17 protein-coding genes are annotated in these 18,101 nt (G+C 55.2%); 7 read left to right on the forward strand and 10 right to left on the reverse strand.

The annotated features are described in order from the left end of the window. A partial coding sequence (locus ACR0AM_RS11865; RefSeq protein ID WP_480623007.1) for an integrase core domain-containing protein occupies positions 1 to 383 on the forward strand: 383 nt, incomplete at its 5' end. Positions 384 to 1,002: 619 nt separating this feature from the next. On the opposite strand, the gene mepK is transcribed toward ACR0AM_RS11865, so the two are convergent. Beyond that, complete coding sequence (mepK, locus tag ACR0AM_RS11870) at positions 1,003 to 1,572, reverse strand: peptidoglycan L,D-endopeptidase MepK (protein WP_480472813.1); 570 nt, start codon at positions 1,570 to 1,572, stop codon at positions 1,003 to 1,005. A gap of 353 nt (positions 1,573 to 1,925) precedes the next feature. On the opposite strand from mepK, the gene ACR0AM_RS11875 reads away from it, so the two are divergent. The 4 genes from ACR0AM_RS11875 to ACR0AM_RS11890 are packed head-to-tail and all read left to right on the forward strand — an operon-like array spanning position 1,926 to position 6,167. Next, entirely contained in the window at positions 1,926 to 3,533 is a 1,608-nt protein-coding gene (locus ACR0AM_RS11875) for a L,D-transpeptidase family protein (protein ID WP_480623008.1), read from the forward strand. Positions 3,534 to 3,567: 34 nt separating this feature from the next. Beyond that, positions 3,568 to 4,659 carry a UDP-3-O-(3-hydroxymyristoyl)glucosamine N-acyltransferase gene (locus tag ACR0AM_RS11880; protein WP_480472809.1) on the forward strand — a complete coding sequence of 364 codons (1,092 nt, stop codon included), beginning with the start codon at positions 3,568 to 3,570 and terminating at the stop codon, positions 4,657 to 4,659. A gap of 32 nt (positions 4,660 to 4,691) precedes the next feature. Further along, positions 4,692 to 4,949: an acyl carrier protein gene (locus ACR0AM_RS11885; protein ID WP_480623009.1), complete on the forward strand. Its 258-nt coding sequence runs from the start codon at positions 4,692 to 4,694 to the stop codon at positions 4,947 to 4,949. A 9-nt stretch (positions 4,950 to 4,958) separates the two neighbouring features. Next, positions 4,959 to 6,167, forward strand: coding sequence for a beta-ketoacyl-[acyl-carrier-protein] synthase family protein (locus tag ACR0AM_RS11890; RefSeq protein ID WP_480623010.1), 1,209 nt, complete (start codon positions 4,959 to 4,961; stop codon positions 6,165 to 6,167). Between the two features lie 49 nt (positions 6,168 to 6,216). Here the strand turns inward: ACR0AM_RS11890 and ACR0AM_RS11895 are convergent, their stop codons facing one another. Beyond that, positions 6,217 to 6,795 carry an invasion associated locus B family protein gene (locus ACR0AM_RS11895; protein WP_480623011.1) on the reverse strand — a complete coding sequence of 193 codons (579 nt, stop codon included), beginning with the start codon at positions 6,793 to 6,795 and terminating at the stop codon, positions 6,217 to 6,219. 432 nt (positions 6,796 to 7,227) lie between these two features. On the opposite strand from ACR0AM_RS11895, the gene ACR0AM_RS11900 reads away from it, so the two are divergent. Next, a complete protein-coding gene (locus tag ACR0AM_RS11900) occupies positions 7,228 to 8,775 on the forward strand; it encodes a helicase HerA-like domain-containing protein (RefSeq protein ID WP_480623012.1) in 1,548 nt (515 codons plus the stop codon). A gap of 33 nt (positions 8,776 to 8,808) precedes the next feature. Here the strand turns inward: ACR0AM_RS11900 and ACR0AM_RS11905 are convergent, their stop codons facing one another. From ACR0AM_RS11905 to ACR0AM_RS11935, 7 genes are all read right to left on the reverse strand, one after another. Then, positions 8,809 to 9,063, reverse strand: a complete 255-nt coding sequence (locus tag ACR0AM_RS11905) for a hypothetical protein (RefSeq protein WP_209503910.1) — start codon at positions 9,061 to 9,063, stop codon at positions 8,809 to 8,811. A gap of 181 nt (positions 9,064 to 9,244) precedes the next feature. Continuing rightward, positions 9,245 to 10,558: a branched-chain amino acid ABC transporter permease gene (locus ACR0AM_RS11910; RefSeq protein WP_480623013.1), complete on the reverse strand. Its 1,314-nt coding sequence runs from the start codon at positions 10,556 to 10,558 to the stop codon at positions 9,245 to 9,247. Continuing rightward, a complete protein-coding gene (locus ACR0AM_RS11915; RefSeq protein ID WP_480517044.1) occupies positions 10,555 to 11,565 on the reverse strand; it encodes a branched-chain amino acid ABC transporter permease in 1,011 nt (336 codons plus the stop codon). The genes ACR0AM_RS11910 and ACR0AM_RS11915 overlap by 4 nt, the downstream gene beginning before the upstream one ends. A 206-nt stretch (positions 11,566 to 11,771) precedes the next feature. Beyond that, positions 11,772 to 12,101 (reverse strand): hypothetical protein, encoded by a 330-nt coding sequence (locus ACR0AM_RS11920; RefSeq protein ID WP_480623014.1) that lies wholly within the window; start codon positions 12,099 to 12,101, stop codon positions 11,772 to 11,774. 726 nt (positions 12,102 to 12,827) lie between these two features. Continuing rightward, positions 12,828 to 13,658, reverse strand: coding sequence for an ABC transporter ATP-binding protein (locus ACR0AM_RS11925; protein ID WP_480476739.1), 831 nt, complete (start codon positions 13,656 to 13,658; stop codon positions 12,828 to 12,830). Between the two features lie 8 nt (positions 13,659 to 13,666). Beyond that, positions 13,667 to 14,455 carry an ABC transporter ATP-binding protein gene (locus tag ACR0AM_RS11930; RefSeq protein WP_209596275.1) on the reverse strand — a complete coding sequence of 263 codons (789 nt, stop codon included), beginning with the start codon at positions 14,453 to 14,455 and terminating at the stop codon, positions 13,667 to 13,669. Between the two features lie 106 nt (positions 14,456 to 14,561). After that, positions 14,562 to 15,743 (reverse strand): ABC transporter substrate-binding protein, encoded by a 1,182-nt coding sequence (locus ACR0AM_RS11935; protein ID WP_209503916.1) that lies wholly within the window; start codon positions 15,741 to 15,743, stop codon positions 14,562 to 14,564. A 154-nt stretch (positions 15,744 to 15,897) separates the two neighbouring features. Here ACR0AM_RS11935 and ACR0AM_RS11940 point away from each other — a divergent pair, with 154 nt between their 5' ends. After that, positions 15,898 to 16,995 carry a PQQ-dependent sugar dehydrogenase gene (locus ACR0AM_RS11940; protein WP_480623015.1) on the forward strand — a complete coding sequence of 366 codons (1,098 nt, stop codon included), beginning with the start codon at positions 15,898 to 15,900 and terminating at the stop codon, positions 16,993 to 16,995. Between the two features lie 2 nt (positions 16,996 to 16,997). Here the strand turns inward: ACR0AM_RS11940 and ACR0AM_RS11945 are convergent, their stop codons facing one another. Beyond that, complete coding sequence (locus ACR0AM_RS11945) at positions 16,998 to 18,002, reverse strand: GlxA family transcriptional regulator (RefSeq protein ID WP_480472786.1); 1,005 nt, start codon at positions 18,000 to 18,002, stop codon at positions 16,998 to 17,000. Positions 18,003 to 18,101: the final 99 nt, after the last annotated feature.

The raw sequence follows: 18,101 nt of genomic DNA on the forward strand, positions 1-18,101 counted from the left end.
TGAGAACCGGCTATGATCACCTGCTGCGCTATTTGAGGGCTGCGCAGGAAATCATAGCCTCTGCATTAACATCATTCCGAAGGTGTTATGGGCCAGAATTTATCGCCCAGGCCGTCCGAGACTGGATCGCCGCAGTTGGCGCCCAGACGGCTTACATTGAACCTGGGAGCCCGTGGGAGAACGGATACTGTGAAAGTTTCAATGGCAGGTTCAGGGATGAGCTACTCAACGGTGAAGTCTTCTACAGCCTGCGCGAAGCTCAAATTCTGATCGAACAATGGAGGAGACACTACAACACAAAACGCCCCCACAGTGCACAGGGCTATCGCCCGCCAGCGCCCGAAACCATCATCCCGATGGATCACAGGCCGATGATGCACTAACAATCAAATCGGACCAGTCAGATGAGGCTGCTCATGTGATCGAGGCTATCGAAGCAGCGAGCGCTGAGTGTGACAAGTTGACCAGAAAAGAAACGCCGGAAGGGCAGAGGCCGAGAGAAGCAGTTCCGATACCAGTGACAATTGTTGAGTTCGTTAAGCCAAAAGACACATGACCGGGGCAATGCAAGTCGTTTGGAAAACCAAGAGATTGTTGGGTCGTGTGTTTATTTACCAAATGAAGGTGACACAAAGAGTGACACAAGATATTTTTGCATTGATTTAAGTGACTGAAAAATATTAGAAATAATACTGCAAGAATAGAAGAGTAATCCTCTAAGGTGCGCCACCCTGTATTCAACGTCGGATTGAATTCGGAAGCCCTGAACAGTGGGCTTGTCATTTGGCTTGCTTAGCGCATTGATTGTGCAGTCATTGCAACGGCTCGCAAGCTAATAATCATAGCTGAGTTGCAGTGCTTGAGGGAGAGATATTCTGTCAGGTGCCGAGAATAGCAAATTAGCAGACTTGGCGGCTCTGCCGCCAATCGCTACGACTACTAGAAAACCGACCGGAAGATACAGTCAGTATAAGTTCTGAACAGACCAAAAGCGTCCGGGTGTTACCCGCGCCAGGTGCGAACCACGCCACAATCCATGTGTACGAAGTTCGATCCATAATACTGACCAACTCCGCCTGCGCGGCACGACATCGCTGCCTTGGCCATCTGTGAAACCGAGCGGGAGGCAAGGCGCAGATCAGCTGCTTGCCCTTCCATATGAAGCGAATTGCGCGCCACACGGCGCGACCGGGAGCGCAGCATTGCGTTGGTCTGAGGAGAGCGATAGCCTGACAAAAGCATATAGGGTTCGTTGACATCCAGCAGGTTGTGTGATGCCGCCATGATATCAATCGTGCGCAAATCGATGGATTTTACCTGATCTGTGCGCCAATCACGCATGAAGTTGTTCACTTCTTTGACAGCGTCCTTGATATACTTACCATCGACCCAATAGATCATATCCAACCGTTCGCCAGTGCGACCGGAATACATACGAATGCGACGAATATCGCCGCCACCGCGTAAAAAGCCTGCTGCGTTGGAGTAGGTGGGTGCTGCTACGACTGCCGTTGCTGCAAACGCTCCCAATAGGGCACGCCGGGTCAAGCCCGAGGAACTGCTCTCTGTCATTTTAGTTTCGTCCCGTACTGTTCCTGCCTGCACACGATGTTACGTGCACTGTCTTAATTATTCCCATCCCAGATGCGGAATGTATGGCACAATCGGAATCGACGGCCAAGAAGTGTTTCAATTGCACCTTTTCAAGGGGGAATTTTCGGCAGTTTTTTGCGCATATGTCACAGCGAATCACGAAAATTTCGCAGTTGTGGGCTTTGGGTCACCCTGCCGATGCAAACGCGCATCAGGCCCACGAAGAAGCGAATTGGTAAGGATTTCGTGAGTGGACAAGCGTTCTGACGCGACTGCATAATCGTGCGACGTATCAATCACCAGTTCAAGCTATTGAATTTCAAGGCCATCCTATGCTTTCCGTTCTCCGCACCAGTACCAGCATCCTGTTTGCCGCGTGTTTCGTGGCTACTGCATCTGTCGCCAATACGTCGCCTGAAGCGGTGCCAGGGACTGCGTTTCAGATGGCGATTGCTGAACATACGCCGCAGGCGCCGCAATTGGTCGAATTCTACCGGGCGAACGGGTTTTCGCCAGTTTGGGTGGGTGATACGCCCGAACACACACGGCGCCGGGCGGCGCTGATCAATGCGCTTACGAATGCGCATCTGCATGGCCTGCCACAGGCCGAGCCAACTGTTGCCGCCGTGATGGAGAAGATGGAAAAGGCCCGTTCGGTGCGCGATCTCGGTGCTGTTGAAGCAGAGCTGAGCCGTATCTTTGTCAAATATGCCGACGCGCTTTACGCAGGCGTAATCAGGCCTGGCAGTGTCGATGAGGGGCTGGTTCGATCCGTAGAACGTCGCAGCGCGGCCGAGCATTTGCAGGGAATAAACACGCAGGGCGCGGCCTACTTTGCAGCCCTGTCACCGCAAACACATCAATACCGGGCGCTGATGAAGCAGAAGCTGGTTCTGGAAAAACTGGTGTTCCAGGGCGGATGGGGGCCAACGGTGCCCGAAAACAAGCTGGAATACGGTGATACCGGACCGAATGTCGTCAAGTTGCGCGACCGTCTGGTGGTGATGGGTTACATGAAACCATCCGCCAGCCCGTCTTTCGACAACGCGTTGTTGGAAGGTGTACGCACCTTTCAAACAGCGCATGGGCTTGAACCCGATGGCGTGGCGGGCAAGGGGACGATTGCCGAGATTAACCGTCCAGCCACAGACCGGTTGAAAGCCGTTTACGTTGCGTTGGAACGCGAACGCTGGCTGCCTCGGGAACGAGGTACGCGTCATATCCTTGTGAACCAAGCCGATTTCTCAGCCAAGATCGTGGACGACGGGCAAATCACTTTTGAAACCCGCGCAGTCATCGGTAAAAATGCTCATGATCGCAGAAGTCCAGAGTTTTCGGATGAGATGGAGCATATGGTGATTAACCCAAGTTGGCATGTTCCCCGCTCGATCGTGACCAAGGAATACCTGCCGAAGCTGCAATCAAACCCGAATGCCGTGGGCCATATTCTGATAACTGACAGAAGCGGCAGGCAAGTCGATCGGAGTGCGGTGGATTTTACCCAGTTTACGACCAGAAATTTTCCTTTCGCAATGCGCCAACCGCCCAGCCAAAGCAATGCGCTGGGTCTGGTGAAGTTCATGTTCCCCAATAAGCACAACATCTATCTGCATGATACTCCACAGAAAAACCTGTTCTCGCGTGAGGTTCGGGCCTTTTCACATGGGTGTATCCGCTTGGCCCAGCCCTTTGAATTTGCTTACGCCTTGCTGGCCAAACAGGAGGAAGATCCAAAGGCATTCTTCCATCGCGTTCTGAACACCGGAAAAGAAACCAAAGTCAATCTGGAGCAGAAAGTTCCGGTGCATCTGATTTATCGCACGGCCTATATCGGCCCCAAAGGCGAAGTGCAGTATCGCCGCGATGTTTATGGGCGGGACGGCAAGATTTGGGAAGCCTTGCAAAAGGCAGGGGTGGCCCTGCCGGACGTTCAGGGGTAAGCACAGGGCAAATCCTGCCAAAAGGAAGCCCGCCATGCAGTTTACCATACAACAGATCGCCGAGTCTCTGGGGGCAGAATGTCAGGGCGATGGCGGCCTGACGATCGTGCGCGCCGCCGAACCGGGCGACGCAGGTCCGACAGATTTGGCGATGGCTATGTCTCCGAAATATGCCGAGGCGCTTGCCAACGGAGCCGCACGTGCGGCTGTCCTTTGGGAAGGGGCCGACTGGCAGGCGATGGGACTGCGTGCCGCGATCTTTGTCAAACGTCCCCGAATGGCCATGGCTGGCATCACGGCCATGCTGGATCGGGGGCAGGGAGTTGAACCCGGGATTCACCCCTCGGCCGTGATCGACCCGACCGCTGAAATCGGTCGGGATGTGGCGATTGGTCCGTTGGTTGTTGTGGGCGCGCGCGCCCGGATCGGCGCAGGCTCTGTCATAGGGGCACAGTGCGTGGTGGGAATGGACGCCATATTGGGCGACCAGGCGGTGTTGCGCGAAATGGTCAGCATTGGCGCACGGGCGCGGATCGGAGATCGCTTTATCGCGCAACCCGGTGCCCGGATCGGAGGGGACGGGTTTAGCTTCGTAACACCCGAAGTCTCGGGCGTCGAAAATGTACGCAAGACAATGGGCGATCAGGGTGAGGCCAAAGCACAGAGCTGGCTGCGCATTCATTCGTTGGGTGCGGTGGAAATCGGTGATGACGTCGAAGTCGGCGCGAATTGTACAATCGATAATGGCACGATCCGAAACACTTGTATCGGCAACGGATCCAAGTTGGATAATCTGGTCCATGTCGGGCACAACACTCGCGTCGGTCAGGACTGCCTGCTGTGCGGTCAGACTGGTGTGTCGGGATCGGTTGAGATTGGAAACAACGTGGTTCTGGGCGGTCAGACCGGCGTTGTCGACAACATATTCATCGGGGACGGGGTTATTGCCGGAGGCGGCACCAAGATACTGTCCAATGTTCCCGCCGGCCGCGTGATCATGGGGTATCCCGGCGTCAAAATGGAAACGCATACGGATATCTACAAGGCGCAACGACGCTTGCCCCGCATGGCCCGCGACGTCGAGGCACTCAAAAAGGCTGTTTTCAAACAGACCCCGAGCGATTAAATCAACTTCAAACTGATAATCAGGGGATCGACATGAGCATCAGCGACCGCGTCATCGCGATCATTGCAGAGCAGGCCGTTCTGGAGCCATCGGATGTAATGCCCGAAAGCACGCTGGAAGATCTGGGTATCGACAGCCTTGGACTGGTCGAAAGCATATTTGCCATCGAGGAAGAGTTCGACATTTCGATTCCTTTCAATGCCAACGAACCCGAGGCCAGTGATTTTGATATCTCTAATGTGGCTGCGATCATCTCTGGGATCGAAAAGCTTGTGTCGGAAAAGGTCTGACAAACGCTCATGAAACGCGTTGTCATAACCGGAGCGGGTACGATCAATTCGCTGGGCCATTCGGTCCCTGACACGCTGGAAGCCATGCGCGAAGGTCGTTGTGGTATTTCCGATCTGGAATTTCGGGATGTCGACCGGTTGACCATCAAGATCGGCGGACAGGTCCGGGGGTTCGAGGCAGAAGGGCGGTTCAACCGACAGCAGATGTCGCTGTACGACCGCTTCACCCAATTCACCCTGACGGCAGCCAAAGAGGCGATTGAGCAGTCGGGTATCGAGTTTCATGGCGAACTTGCAGCCAGATCAGGTGTTGTTCTGGGGACTGCGGGCGGTGGTGTTTCGACTTGGGATGACAATTACCGTTCGGTTTATGAGGATGGCAAAAACAGGGTACATCCCTTTGTCGTTCCAAAACTCATGAACAATGCTGCCGCAAGCCACGTTTCCATGGAACACAACCTGAAGGGCCCAAGTTTCACGGTCTCGACAGCATGTGCGTCGTCAAATCATGCGATGGCTCAGGCTTTTCAGATGGTGCGTAGTGGCGCGGCTCCGGTCATGGTAACGGGGGGCTCGGAATCCATGCTGTGTTTCGGCGGTGTCAAAGCCTGGGAAGGGTTGCGCGTGATGTCGAAAGACGCATGTCGCCCTTTCAGTGCCAACCGCAACGGAATGGTGCAGGGTGAAGGGGCAGGTGTCTTTGTTTTTGAAGAATACGAACACGCCCGGGCCCGAGGTGCCGAAATTCTGTGCGAAGTTGTCGGCTTTGCCATGTCATCGGATGCCTCGGACATTGTGATGCCCAGCAAACAAGGGGCCGCGCGTGCCATGGCTGGTGCTTTGGCCGATGCGAAGCTGAACGCAAAAGATGTGGGCTATATCAACGCTCATGGCACCGGAACGGCTGCAAATGACAAAACCGAATGCGCAGCTGTGGCCGACGTATTTGGCCCACACGCCGACGATCTGATGATCTCGTCCACGAAATCCATGCACGGTCATCTGATTGGCGGGACCGGCGCGGTTGAGCTGCTGGCCTGTATCATGGCGCTGCGGGACGGTGTCATTGCACCGACGATCGGATATGAGGAACCGGACCCGGAATGCGCGTTGGACGTCGTACCGAACGAAGCGCGCGAGGCAAAGGTCGACGTCGCTCTCAGCAACGCATTCGCCTTTGGTGGGTTAAATGCCGTACTGGCCCTGAAGCGGGTTTAGTGAAAAAGCCGCCGTTACTAATACGGCGGCTTCCACGGATGTTTTTTTCTTAGTTTGTGTTGACGTTCAGAGCGTCAAAGCCCGATGTGAAGCCGGAGAGCGACATGTCCATTTCAAGAACCTGATCCGGGAAACGGGCTGGAACCAGCGAAAACGTCGCTTTAGTGCCAGCTTTCATCGCATCGATATCCCCTTGGCTAAGACCTAATTGCGCGATGCAGCCCACGGGAACGCATTGGTGATAGTTGTACAATTTACGCGGAGCGCCATCGATTGACAGGGCCAGTTGCGCTTGCAGCAGTGTTTCCAGGGGTACGATGACGTTTGCCCAAGCAACGGCGGCACCACCTTCCGGCAGTTTCCCGATCGATACTTCTGCGATCGGATCACCATTGTTGCCTTCCAGAACCTGAACGATGGCACAAGGATCCTCGCCTTCCTGTGCCTTGATACAGGATACGTCCCAATCGCCGAATTCTTCCTTTACGAACTGTTCTCCGACCCGGGGTCCTTCCTGACCTAGGTCCAGACCAGCGTCTGGCGCGGTTGTGGTTGTGTCTTGTGCATACGCTGCTCCGGACAGCAGAACGGCGGCGACCGTGTTGAACGAAAGGATTTTCTTGATCATGAATGCCTCGGGTTGATGATTGATCTTTTTGCTTCGTTTAACACTCTTCTGAACCAGTGTCAGGCACTAACAGAGCAGCCTTTGTGAACGTGAACGGATTCTTGCCTGAGGGATGAAGCCGCACCTTCGGAGATTAGAAAAAGGGAGCTGTTCGACCAGCTCCCTTCCCCATAAGTTTCTCCCCGTCGGACTGGCCGACTTATTTATGCGCAAACCCTACGGAAGGGGCGCACACGGGTCAACAGCTATCCTCAATTTTTAATCTATGCGCCAGAATAATAATCTAGGGGCCGAACCAAAAGGGCCGTGCCAGCAGGCACGGCCAGTCGACAGGGAGGAAGTTTGCCCCGCAACGCAAGGCAAATAGACTATCGCAGTCAAAGGTTAACTTTGTATGCTGGCGGCGGATCGGTGAACAATAAGGCAATGTTAATGGGCACGAATATCTTTTTGGGCGGTGGCGGTGTAAACTATGCTCAGCCGCAGGAACTTACGTTGAAATATGCGAACCGCCATGGATTGATTGCCGGGGCAACTGGTACCGGCAAGACCGTGACATTGCAGATTCTTGCAGAAGGTTTTTCTCAGGCGGGTGTCCCGGTATTCCTCTCGGATGTGAAAGGGGACCTGTCTGGGGTGGCCCTTCCCGGAAGCGAGACCCACAAACTGAATCAGGCCTTTCAGGACCGGGCCAGTCGGATCGGGTTCGAGGATTTTGCCTATTCTGCCTGCCCGGTGACATTCTGGGATCTGTTCGGTGAACAGGGCCATCCGGTGCGTACGACAGTGACGGAAATGGGTCCGCTTTTGCTGTCGCGGTTATTGGAGTTGAGCGAGGCGCAGGAAGGTATCCTGAATATCGCGTTCCGCGTGGCCGACGAAGAAGGGATGCCGCTGCTGGACCTCAAGGACTTACAGGCGCTGCTGGTCTGGATCGGAGAGAATCGGGCGCAACTGTCATTGCGATACGGCAACGTATCCACGTCCTCGATTGGGGCGATTCAGCGACGTCTGCTGGTTCTCGAGAATCAGGGTGGTACAAAGCTGTTTGGCGAGCCTGCACTGGATCTGGCCGATCTGATGCGAACTGACGAAAACGGGCAGGGGATGGTGAACATACTGGCGTCCGACCAGCTGATGGCTGCCCCACGGCTTTATGCAACGTTCCTGTTATGGCTGCTGAGCGAACTGTTCGAAGAGTTGCCAGAGGTTGGGGACCCAGAAAAACCAAAGCTGGTGTTCTTTTTTGACGAGGCCCATCTGCTGTTTGACGATGCGCCTAAGGTTCTGGTGGACAAGGTTGAACAGGTCGCCCGCCTGATCCGTTCAAAGGGTGTGGGGGTATATTTTATCACTCAGAGCCCTGCTGACATCCCGGAAGATATTCTTGGACAGCTGGGCAACCGTATACAGCACGCACTAAGGGCATTCACGGCGCGGGACCGAAAGAACCTGAGGCTGGCCGCTGAAACCTATCGCGAAAACCCGACTTTCGACACGGAAACGGCAATTCGCGAAGTCGGCGTTGGCGAAGCTGTCACCTCAATGCTGCAAAAGAAAGGCGTTCCGGGCGTGGTCGAGCGTACGCTTATTCGTCCACCGGGATCTCAGCTGGGGCCAATTTCAGATGCCGAACGCCGGGATATCCTTGCCGCCTCGGCGATGGCAGGGAAATACGATAAGAGCGTAGATCGAAAATCTGCCTTCGAGATTCTTCAGGCGCGAGCCCAAGCTGCGGCCAGTGCAGCGGAACGGGCGGAATCCGACGAAGTTCTCGAAGCGCAATCGCCGATCGAACGCGAATACTCTTCCGCCCGCAGATACTCCGGCAGCCGGGTCGGTCGGTCCTCATCCCGGGTTGAGCGCAAGCAGGACACCTTCGCCACGGCAATGACCGAAGCGGTGATCAAAGAGCTTAAAGGTACAACCGGGCGCCGGATTGTGCGCGGTATCCTTGGCGGTTTGTTTCGCAACAGGTAAGTAACGCAGCGCCCTTTGAGGGCGCTGTCGCGTTTACTTCAGTCGGCGTTGGCCTTCCTGACGACAATAGGCGTCAGCCTCGGGAACCGACATCTTCGTGGCCGGGAAGTCGATTGCACGGTCCCAGGTCACGCGATCCTGACGATATAGCTGACAGGTCACGACACCTTTTGGTGTCTGTACTTTGACCGGCGTCGTCTCAAGATCTTCGGGACTGGGGACGCAGGCGGATACTGCAACGGCAATAGCCGGAAACAGAATGAGTGATTTCAGATGTGGTGCTTTCATTTTCTACTCTTGTCTACTCGTCATGTTGATTGATTAAAACGGTATAGGCGGGTGTGAGTGCCAGGGACCTGCTGCAAATCAAAAACACTGTGGTGGGTCCGTTTATTCAGAAAAACCTTAAGAATCAAGAAACCGCGCCAGATTAGTGGCGCGGTATTGCGTATTGGAACGTGGCGTTGACCTATTTCTCGGGGATCAGACCCCTTGGGCTGAATCTGAGAACAATCAACAGGATCAGGCCCATCGTGAACAGGCGCATATGTGCGGCACTATCAATAAGATGTGACTTCAGCGTGCTGCCATCCGGCAAGCCAGCGGTGATCACACTCATCAACCACAAGCCAATCGGCTCGACCTGAACCCACAAGAACCAGATCAGGAACGCGCCAAGTACGGCTCCGAAGTTGTTGCCGGAACCGCCAACAATCACCATGACCCAAACCAAAAAGGTAAAACGCAGCGGATTGTAGGTGCCTGGCGTCAGCTGCCCGTCCAGAGTGGTCATCATAGCGCCTGCGATTCCGCAAATGGCCGACCCCAATACGAAAATCTGCAAGTGGCGACGGGTGACGTCCTTGCCCATGGCTTCGGCCGCGACTTCATTGTCGCGGATTGCGCGCATCATACGACCCCACGGGCTTTTCAGCGCCATCTGCGCCATCCAGAGTAACGCCAGAAGAACCAGCATGAACAGCAGCGAATACCCAAGTTTCACCGAGAGGGTGGATGCAGTGACCGGATCCAGCCCCAGCCATTCGGCGCGGGCCAGAAAAGCCGGATCTTGCTGCAATTCAACTTCGTACCCGACAACCGGTGAGGGGCGCGGAATGCCATAGACATTCTTCACGCCGCGGGCCAGCCAATCCTCGTTCTTCATGACGGCGATGATAATCTCGGCGATACCCAGCGTGGCAATTGCCAGATAATCTGACCGCAGCCCAAGCGCGGTTTTGCCAATCAGCCATGCCGCCCCGGCTGCCAGCAGACCTCCGGCAGGCCAGGCCAGCAGAACGGGCAGGTTCAGACCACCAATGTTACCGGCAATCGCCGGGTCAATGGCCTCGACCGCGGCAACATTGGGGTCGAACACGGCCCGGTAGAGGAAAAAGCCGACGATAAGGACAGCGATTATTGTGAGCGTCTGCACCCGGCCTTTGGGCATTTTTGTTGCCACCAGTACGGCTGCAACCACGGTGGCAGCCCCCAGTAGTAAGGACAGAACGATACCATAACCGCCAGCGCCCCAGGCGCCCGGGGTAGGCGCCGTCGAAACCAGCACCACGGCCAGACCGCCCAGCGCGACGAAGCCCATGACCCCCACGTTAAACAGGCCTGCAAAGCCCCATTGCAGGTTCACACCGATCGCCATGATGGCCGAGATCAGCCCCATGTTCAGAATCAGAACGGCGGTGTTCCAGCTTTGCGTGAAACCGGTCAGCAGAATGAGGCTGCCAACCGCTATGAAAAGCAGAGTGTTTTTGACAGATTCGGTCATACTGCTTTTCCCTTGAACAGGCCCGTGGGCTTAAACAGAAGCACAATCAGCAGGATGACAAAGCTGACAGCGAATTTGTAATCGGTGGACAGGAGCTGAACCAATCCGGACGGCTCCAGGTTTTCCGGGGCCACATAGGTCAGTACTTTTTTCCAGGCATAGGTGATCGTCACCTCGGAAAACGCGATGATGAACCCGCCTGCAATTGCGCCCAGTGGGTTACCAAGGCCACCCACGATGGCCGAAGCGAATATCGGCAGCAGAAGCTGGAAATAGACGAAGGGTTTAAAGCTCTTGTCCAACCCGTAAAGTACACCCGCTGTGGTCGCCAGGGCGGCTACGATGATCCAGGTGATCATCACAACACGTTCAGGGTTGATACCAGACAACAGCGCCAGATCCTCGTTGTCGGAATAGGCGCGCATCGATTTTCCGGTTCGTGTTTTATTGAGGAACCAGAACAACAAGGCCACGGCAATAACGGCCACTATCAGTGTAATCCCTTGCGAGGTCTTGATAGCCAGCCCCTCTTGTAGGCCCGTCATGGACTTGAAGTCACGCGCGGAAATCAGGAATCTTGCACCATCCGAGAACTTTTGATCATCCGGCCCGATGATAAAGCGCACCAGACCGTTCATGATGAACATTACACCCATTGAAACGATCACAAGGATAACCGGCTTGGCCTTTTGTTCGCGGTAAAAGCGGTAGACCAGTCTGTCTGTAACCAACACCAGCATGATGCAGCCAAGGATAGCAAAGGGCAGGGCGAGCAGGGCAGTTGGCAACGGCCCAAAGCTAACACCAGCGGCCTGTAAGCCCCAGGTGACAAGCACAGCGATCATCGCCCCAAAGGCCATGGTGTCACCATGGGCAAAGTTCGAAAACCGCAGGATGCCGTAGATCAGGGTCACGCCAAGCGCCCCCAATGCCAACTGACTGCCATAGGCAATCGCAGGCACGATGACAAAGTTGGCAAGCGCAACAAGCGCGTTGAGTAAGTCCATTATTTCTTCTCACTGTCCGGGTGCGACCTTATGGCATAACGGTCTGCGCGGGCACAATGTTTTGCACGCGGTTTATCGTCATATTTTCCTGCTGGTAGCGAAAAAACCCTAGAAAAGCTTTCAAGAAGGACGGACTTTCCACATCAAGCCCGGCTCAGTCACGCACCGGTCAATTCCGGTGCGTGGTCGAGATGGTCGGAAGGGGCTCAGGCGTTTGTTTCAGTACAAGCGCCGCGATCAGTCCCCGCGTTGGGGCCTTTGACCGAAAGATCAAAGGTCATGTCGTCATAGTTCACAACAAAGGTCATGACCTCATCGCCCTGGATATAGACAAACGTCATGTTGCCAACGCCTTTGAAGACCATCGCGTCGCCAGAAACACTTGCGGTTTCGATGATGCCCTTGTCTCCTTCCGACGCCCGTTTGAGGCGCACTTCACTGCCGTCGCGGTCTGAGACGCAGACAAAGTGGCGTTCTTCCGCAATTGCAGCGGTCGTGCACAAAGTGGCGACGGCCACCCATATCCATTTTTTCATTTTTGGGTCCTGAATAGAGTTTTTCATTCAGAAGGTTCGCTTGATTTCTCGGAATCAGATTTGTTTGTCCGGGAAACCGTTTCCTTCACAGCGCCCGGCGCTAAACGCACAATGTGACCGGATTGCAGCCGACGCGTGGAAATCTTGGGATGGCGGAATAATTTGAGCGTGGGCGAAACACATGCTCAGTCTTAGCCCGTTGGCTCAAAAAACAACGGGAAGAGTGAGGAAGCCCATTAATTGGGCACCTGACAAGCGCCACGATAAGAAGCCACAGACGGTATGCCGCTCGTAAGTTTCACGTGAACACTAATTCGTCCGTTATCTGACAACATGACGTTCCAGTTCTCAAATTCATCCAAAGGCGGTTGACCCTTCAGCAAAACCAAAACTACGTTCTGTTGGTTTTCCAGAGCAATCTTTGCGCCCGTTAAAACGAACTTTTCATGACCAGCAAACGCGAACATGCCATACGGTTTTTGATCGTTAGTATCTTCCGCCTTAAGAGGCTGAAATGCGAAGCTCAGGAGTCTTTGCAATACCCCTTGCGTTGTTTGCAGTCATTGAAATCATCGCCACCGCAATCAAGAGGTGGGTTGCAATCGTGTTTTGCGATACAGTGCATCTCGACACCGTTCGCCTTCAAACGCAGAATTTCTGCGAACCCGTTTCCGGGCACAAAAAAGAAGGTGGAAACCGCAAGGAATTTGGCAAGGTACTTCATTCTCACCCGCCCAAGAAACTCTTCCGCACTTCCGGATCAGCCAGCAATTCCTTACCTGTCCCGGTATAGGCATTTCGACCTTGAACCAGAACATATCCTTTGTCAGCGATTTCAAGTGCTTGGCGGGCGTTTTGTTCAACCATCAGGATCGGCAGGCCAGTGCGTGCGACCTCGATGATGCGGTCAAAAAGCTCATCCATCACGATGGGTGAGACACCTGCGGTGGGCTCGTCCAGCATCAGGACCTTGGGTTGCGTCATCAGCGCGCGACCCACGGCAACCTGCTGGCGCTGACCGCCAGAAAGCTCACCGGCGGGCTGGTTGCGTTTGTCGCGCAGGATCGGGAACAGGTCATAGACCTGCTCCATCGTGTCCGAGAAATCGTCGCGCCGAATGAAGGCACCCATTTCCAGATTTTCCTCGACAGTCATCGAGGTGAAAATGTTCGACGTCTGAGGAACAAAGCCCATACCGCGGATCACGCGGTCTTGTGGGGTGAGGCTGGTGATATCCTCGCCATCCAGACGCACTGAGCCCGCGCGCACATCCAGCATCCCAAACACGGCTTTCATCGCCGTTGACTTGCCCGCACCGTTGGGGCCGACGATAACGGCGATCTCACCCTTATCCACGGCAATGGTACAGTCGTGCAGGATATCCGGGCCTTTGCCATAGCCGCCAGTCATGGTGTCACCGATCAGAAACGGGCCGCCTTCAACGCGGTGTGTTGCACCGCTTTTACGACGGGCAGGCGTCATTGTACCGATACCTTGCGTGTTGGTAATTGATGCGTCCTTGTTGCCCTTGTCGTCCTGATAGGGGTTGTCGCTCATGCCAGCGGTCATGTCTGGGCCTCCAGCTTGTCTTTGTTTTTGAGGCCGGTGCCAAGATAGGCTTCGATCACGTGCTCGTTTGCCTTGATCTCATCTAGAGTGCCCTCGGCCAAAACCTTGCCTTCGGCCATGCAGATGACCGGGTCGCAGATCTTGCCGATGAAATCCATGTCGTGCTCGATAACGACGAACGTATAACCACGCTCTTTGTTCAGGCGCAAGATCGTATCAGCGATGGTCATCAGCAGGGTGCGGTTCACGCCAGCTCCGACCTCGTCCAGAAATACGATCTTGGCGTCCACCATCATGGTGCGTCCAAGTTCCAGAAGTTTCTTTTGACCGCCCGATACCTGACCGGCCTTGTGATCGGCCAGATGTTCGATGGTCAGGAATTCCAGCACCTCGTCTGCCTTGGCTTTCAGCGCGCGCTCTTCATCAGCGATGCGCTTGCGTCCGAACCAGGTATTCCACAGCGCCTCACCGGATTGCGCACCGGGCACCATCATCAGGTTTTCGCGGCAGGTCATCGACGAGAATTCATGCGCGATCTGGAACGTGCGCAGCAAACCCTTGTGAAACAGCTCATGCGGAGGAAGGCCGGTGATATCTTCACCATCCATGACCACCTTGCCGCTGGTCGGAGGCAGAACACCGGCGATCACGTTGAAAAGAGTGGTTTTTCCGGCCCCGTTGGGCCCGATCAGGCCGGTGATCGACCCTTTTTGGATTTCCAGCGACGCCCCATCCACCGCGTGAAATCCGCCGAAATGCTTATGCACGTCCTCGACGACGATCATGGTATCCCCTTGCCTTGTCCCCGTGAAACGAGGTGCAGCCTTTTGTCATTGAAACAGCCCGGACACAAGGCCCGGGCTGTCTGATTTTATGGCTTGATATGCGGGATCAACGGAAGTTGACGGTCTTGTTTTCGCCGTCGGTCACTTCGATCTCGCGGTACGATCCTGCGCTTTCGCCGGGGCCGATCAACTCGACACCGGACGCGCCGACATAATCGATGTCCTGACCGGCGGCCAGCAGTTCCAGACCTTTGGCCAGTTCACCCGGATAAATCTTTTCACCCGGTGCGTTGGCGACGTCCATTACTTTGCCCGCGTAATCTGCCGGGTTGGTCGAACCGGCGGCTTGCATGGCGAACATGAACAGCGCTGCCGCGTCATAGGATTCGGGCGAATAGGGCGACGAGCCGTCAAACCCGGCTGCTTCGGCCAGTGCAAAGTACTTTTCTGCACCTTCACCACCGGACCCGGCGATCTGACCGAACGAGCCGTTCAGGTCGGGGCCGACATTTGCGGGCAGCGAGTCACCGATCATGCCGCCGGGCAGACCAAAGGTGTCAAACGCACCGCTGTCCAGCGACGACTGGATGATGCCCAGACCACCCTGGTCCAGATAACCTGCGACAACCAGAATGTCGCCACCTGCCGAGGCCAGCGCGCCAACTTCAGCCGAATAGTCGGCCTTGCCGTCTTCGTGCGCCGTAACGATGGTCACTTCGCCGCCAACTGCCTCGAAGGACGTCTGGATCGCATCGGCCAGGCCTTTGCCATAGTCGTTGTTGGTATAGGTCAGCGCGATCGAGTTGATGCCGCGATCCTTAAGGATATCAGCCATAACTTGACCTTCGCGCGCATCCGACGGCGCGGTGCGGAAGAACAGGCCATTGTCCTCCATGGTCGACAGGCCGGGCGAGGTCGCCGACGGCGAGATCATGACCATGCCGTTTGGAATGGCAACGTTCTGCAGGATCGCGCCGGTTACACCCGAACAGTCGCCGCCGATGATGCCTGCAACGCCGTCAGCGATCATACGCTCGCCGTTCGAGGTGGACAGACCATTGTCTATACAGCCGGTATCAGCACGTACACCAGCCACGCTGGCACCGTTCATGAACTTGCCGGATTCGTTGACTTCGGCGATTGCCAGCTCGGCACCCGATCCCATGGCGGGGGCAAGCGATTCAATCGGGCCGGTAAAGCCGATCAAAATCCCCAGTTTGACATCTTCGGCCATGGCTGCGCCGGCCAGCAATGCAGTTGCTGCAGTTGCAGTAAGCAGCTTTTTCATATGGTTACTCCCAGTTGTGAACGTATTCGTTCTGGCGACGACCCTAGGCAAGCTGTTCGGAAAAGAAAAGTCCTAACGCAAACGTGTTTTTTTCGTTTGAAATTCTATCTGTTTTGTTGGGACTCACCCCTGATTGTCACCGAAAGGGACCAGAATGCTCAGAACGGCGATGATTCTCTCTTTCTCACTGTGCGCCTTGAGTGCCGCGGCCCAGACGCTGTCGGTTTCAGCCGGGATTGTCCAACTGGAAGAAATGGTTGGCGGGCTAGAGACCCCATGGGCGATTGGCATTTTACCCGATGAAAGCTTCCTCGTCACGGAACGGGATGGAAGGTTGCTGTATGTTCGAAATAGACAAGTGGAGGATGTTTCAGGCGTTCCAAAGGTCGCGACTTTGGGGCAAGGCGGATTGTTGGACGTCACGATCTCACGCGATTTCAATCAAAGCCGAGAGGTCTTTCTGACCTTCGCAAAACCGCAAGGCCACGGTGCAGGAACTGCTGTTGCGGTTGCGCGCCTTTCCGAGACTGGCAAAAACCTTCAGAACCTTCGAGTAATTTTCGAGGCATCGCCAGGTGGTAAAGGTGGTCGCCATTTTGGCAGCCGTGTGGTCGAAAAGCCGGACGGGACATTATTCGTGACCTTGGGCGAACGGGGACAGGCAGAGAATGCACAGGATCGGTCCAATCCCATGGGCTCGGTCATTCGCATCAATCGCGATGGGACAGTTCCGGCGGATAACCCCTTTGTCGGGCAATCGAATATCGAACCCGAAATATGGTCTTACGGCCATCGAAATCCGCAGGGCGCGGATTTGGACGCGCTTGGCCGACTTTGGATCTCGGAACACGGGGCGCGGGGTGGCGATGAAATCAACCAACCCCGTGCAGGGCGGAATTATGGTTGGCCGGTTATTTCATATGGCACGCATTATTCGGGTGAAAAAATCGGCGACGGTACAGCTAAAGAAGGGCTGGAACAGCCAGTTTACTACTGGGATCCTTCCATAGCGCCGTCCGGTCTGCTGGTTTATTCCGGCAAGCTATGGCCGCAATGGAAGGGTGATATCTTCGTAGGGTCGTTGAAATTTGACTATATCGCACGGCTTCACGGTCAGCCGATGCACGAGGCCGAACAGATCAGAAGCCCTGAAACCGAGCGCGTCCGCGATATCGTCGAAGCGCCAGATGGGTCGATCTGGTTTATCTCGGTTGGGCGGGGGGCAGTTTACAGAATGGCTCCGGCGGAGTGACCTTACACCGATAGCCGCCCGCTCTGCGCTCCGCGTTCGCGATAGGGCGTGGTGTTGTAATGTGCGCGGTAGCATTTCGAGAAATGGCTGGGCGAGGCAAAGCCGCATGCCAGGGCTACGTTGATGACGCTCATATCCGTTTGCATCAGCAGGTTCCGCGCCTTGTGCAAGCGAAGTTCCATATAGTACCGCTTGGGCGAGCGGCTGAGATAGCGCCGGAACAGACGCTCAAGCTGGCGAGTCGACATACCGACTTCCTTGGCCAGAATCGAAGGAGAGATCGGCTCTTCGATGTTCTTTTCCATCATGAGAATGACCTGACTCAGCTTGGGGTGCCGGACCCCAATCCGCGTCGGTGTCGACAGACGTTGCGTATCCTGATCTGTCCGGATTGACGAATAAATCATCTGGTCCGCCACCGCATTTGCCAGGTCTTCGCCAAAATCGTCTGCAATCAACTTGAGCATCAGATCGATAGACGAGGTCCCCCCTGCCGTTGTCATACGACCGCCGTCAATTTGAAAGACAGCCTTCGTCAACTCGACCTCATCGAATTCTTCGATGAAACTGTCTGAGTTTTCCCAATGTATCGTCGCCCGCTTGTTGTCCAGTAACCCGGCCTTGGCCAGGGTATAAGCAGCCGTGCACAGACCGCCGATGCGCAATCCGCGCCGTGCCTCGCGTCGTAACCAGTTCAGAATGCGTTTGGTGGTGGCTGCCTGTACGTCAACGCCTCCGCAAATCAGAACGACATCGTCGCGCTGCAACTCCTCAAGATCACGGTCCAGCTTGAATTCGGTCCCGGCCGAACATGAAATCGAGTTTCCGCCTTCACCGGAAAGTGTCCATGTATAAAGCTGTTTGTCCGCCATGCGATTTGCGATGCGCAGACTGTCGAGCGCTGACGCAAAAGACAGCAGCGAAAAATTGTCCAACAGGACAAAAACGAAATGGCGGGGCGTGGCCCCAGCATTTTCGACCGTGACTGCTTGGCGTTGCACTTGCATGACAAAATGTCCTTAATTCTGCGCAGGAAAACCTGGTATCCCGCAGCGTATTTGGCAGTCACCATGATCAAAGCTTGTTTGCGGCGTCAAGAGGCGCAA

This window comes from Ruegeria sp. AD9, from assembly GCF_056542305.1.

What these genes read in the sequence shown, in the direction of transcription:
- mepK (WP_480472813.1), bottom strand. Translation starts at nt 1,572, where the DNA reads ATGACAGAGAGCAGTTCCTCGGGCTTGACCCGGCGTGCCCTATTGGGA.
- ACR0AM_RS11875 (WP_480623008.1), top strand. Translation starts at nt 1,926, where the DNA reads ATGCTTTCCGTTCTCCGCACCAGTACCAGCATCCTGTTTGCCGCGTGT.
- ACR0AM_RS11880 (WP_480472809.1), top strand. Translation starts at nt 3,568, where the DNA reads ATGCAGTTTACCATACAACAGATCGCCGAGTCTCTGGGGGCAGAATGT.
- ACR0AM_RS11885 (WP_480623009.1), top strand. Translation starts at nt 4,692, where the DNA reads ATGAGCATCAGCGACCGCGTCATCGCGATCATTGCAGAGCAGGCCGTT.
- ACR0AM_RS11890 (WP_480623010.1), top strand. Translation starts at nt 4,959, where the DNA reads ATGAAACGCGTTGTCATAACCGGAGCGGGTACGATCAATTCGCTGGGC.
- ACR0AM_RS11895 (WP_480623011.1), bottom strand. Translation starts at nt 6,795, where the DNA reads ATGATCAAGAAAATCCTTTCGTTCAACACGGTCGCCGCCGTTCTGCTG.
- ACR0AM_RS11900 (WP_480623012.1), top strand. Translation starts at nt 7,228, where the DNA reads ATGGGCACGAATATCTTTTTGGGCGGTGGCGGTGTAAACTATGCTCAG.
- ACR0AM_RS11905 (WP_209503910.1), bottom strand. Translation starts at nt 9,063, where the DNA reads ATGAAAGCACCACATCTGAAATCACTCATTCTGTTTCCGGCTATTGCC.
- ACR0AM_RS11910 (WP_480623013.1), bottom strand. Translation starts at nt 10,558, where the DNA reads ATGACCGAATCTGTCAAAAACACTCTGCTTTTCATAGCGGTTGGCAGC.
- ACR0AM_RS11915 (WP_480517044.1), bottom strand. Translation starts at nt 11,565, where the DNA reads ATGGACTTACTCAACGCGCTTGTTGCGCTTGCCAACTTTGTCATCGTG.
- ACR0AM_RS11920 (WP_480623014.1), bottom strand. Translation starts at nt 12,101, where the DNA reads ATGAAAAAATGGATATGGGTGGCCGTCGCCACTTTGTGCACGACCGCT.
- ACR0AM_RS11925 (WP_480476739.1), bottom strand. Translation starts at nt 13,658, where the DNA reads ATGAGCGACAACCCCTATCAGGACGACAAGGGCAACAAGGACGCATCA.
- ACR0AM_RS11930 (WP_209596275.1), bottom strand. Translation starts at nt 14,455, where the DNA reads ATGATCGTCGTCGAGGACGTGCATAAGCATTTCGGCGGATTTCACGCG.
- ACR0AM_RS11935 (WP_209503916.1), bottom strand. Translation starts at nt 15,743, where the DNA reads ATGAAAAAGCTGCTTACTGCAACTGCAGCAACTGCATTGCTGGCCGGC.
- ACR0AM_RS11940 (WP_480623015.1), top strand. Translation starts at nt 15,898, where the DNA reads ATGCTCAGAACGGCGATGATTCTCTCTTTCTCACTGTGCGCCTTGAGT.
- ACR0AM_RS11945 (WP_480472786.1), bottom strand. Translation starts at nt 18,002, where the DNA reads ATGCAAGTGCAACGCCAAGCAGTCACGGTCGAAAATGCTGGGGCCACG.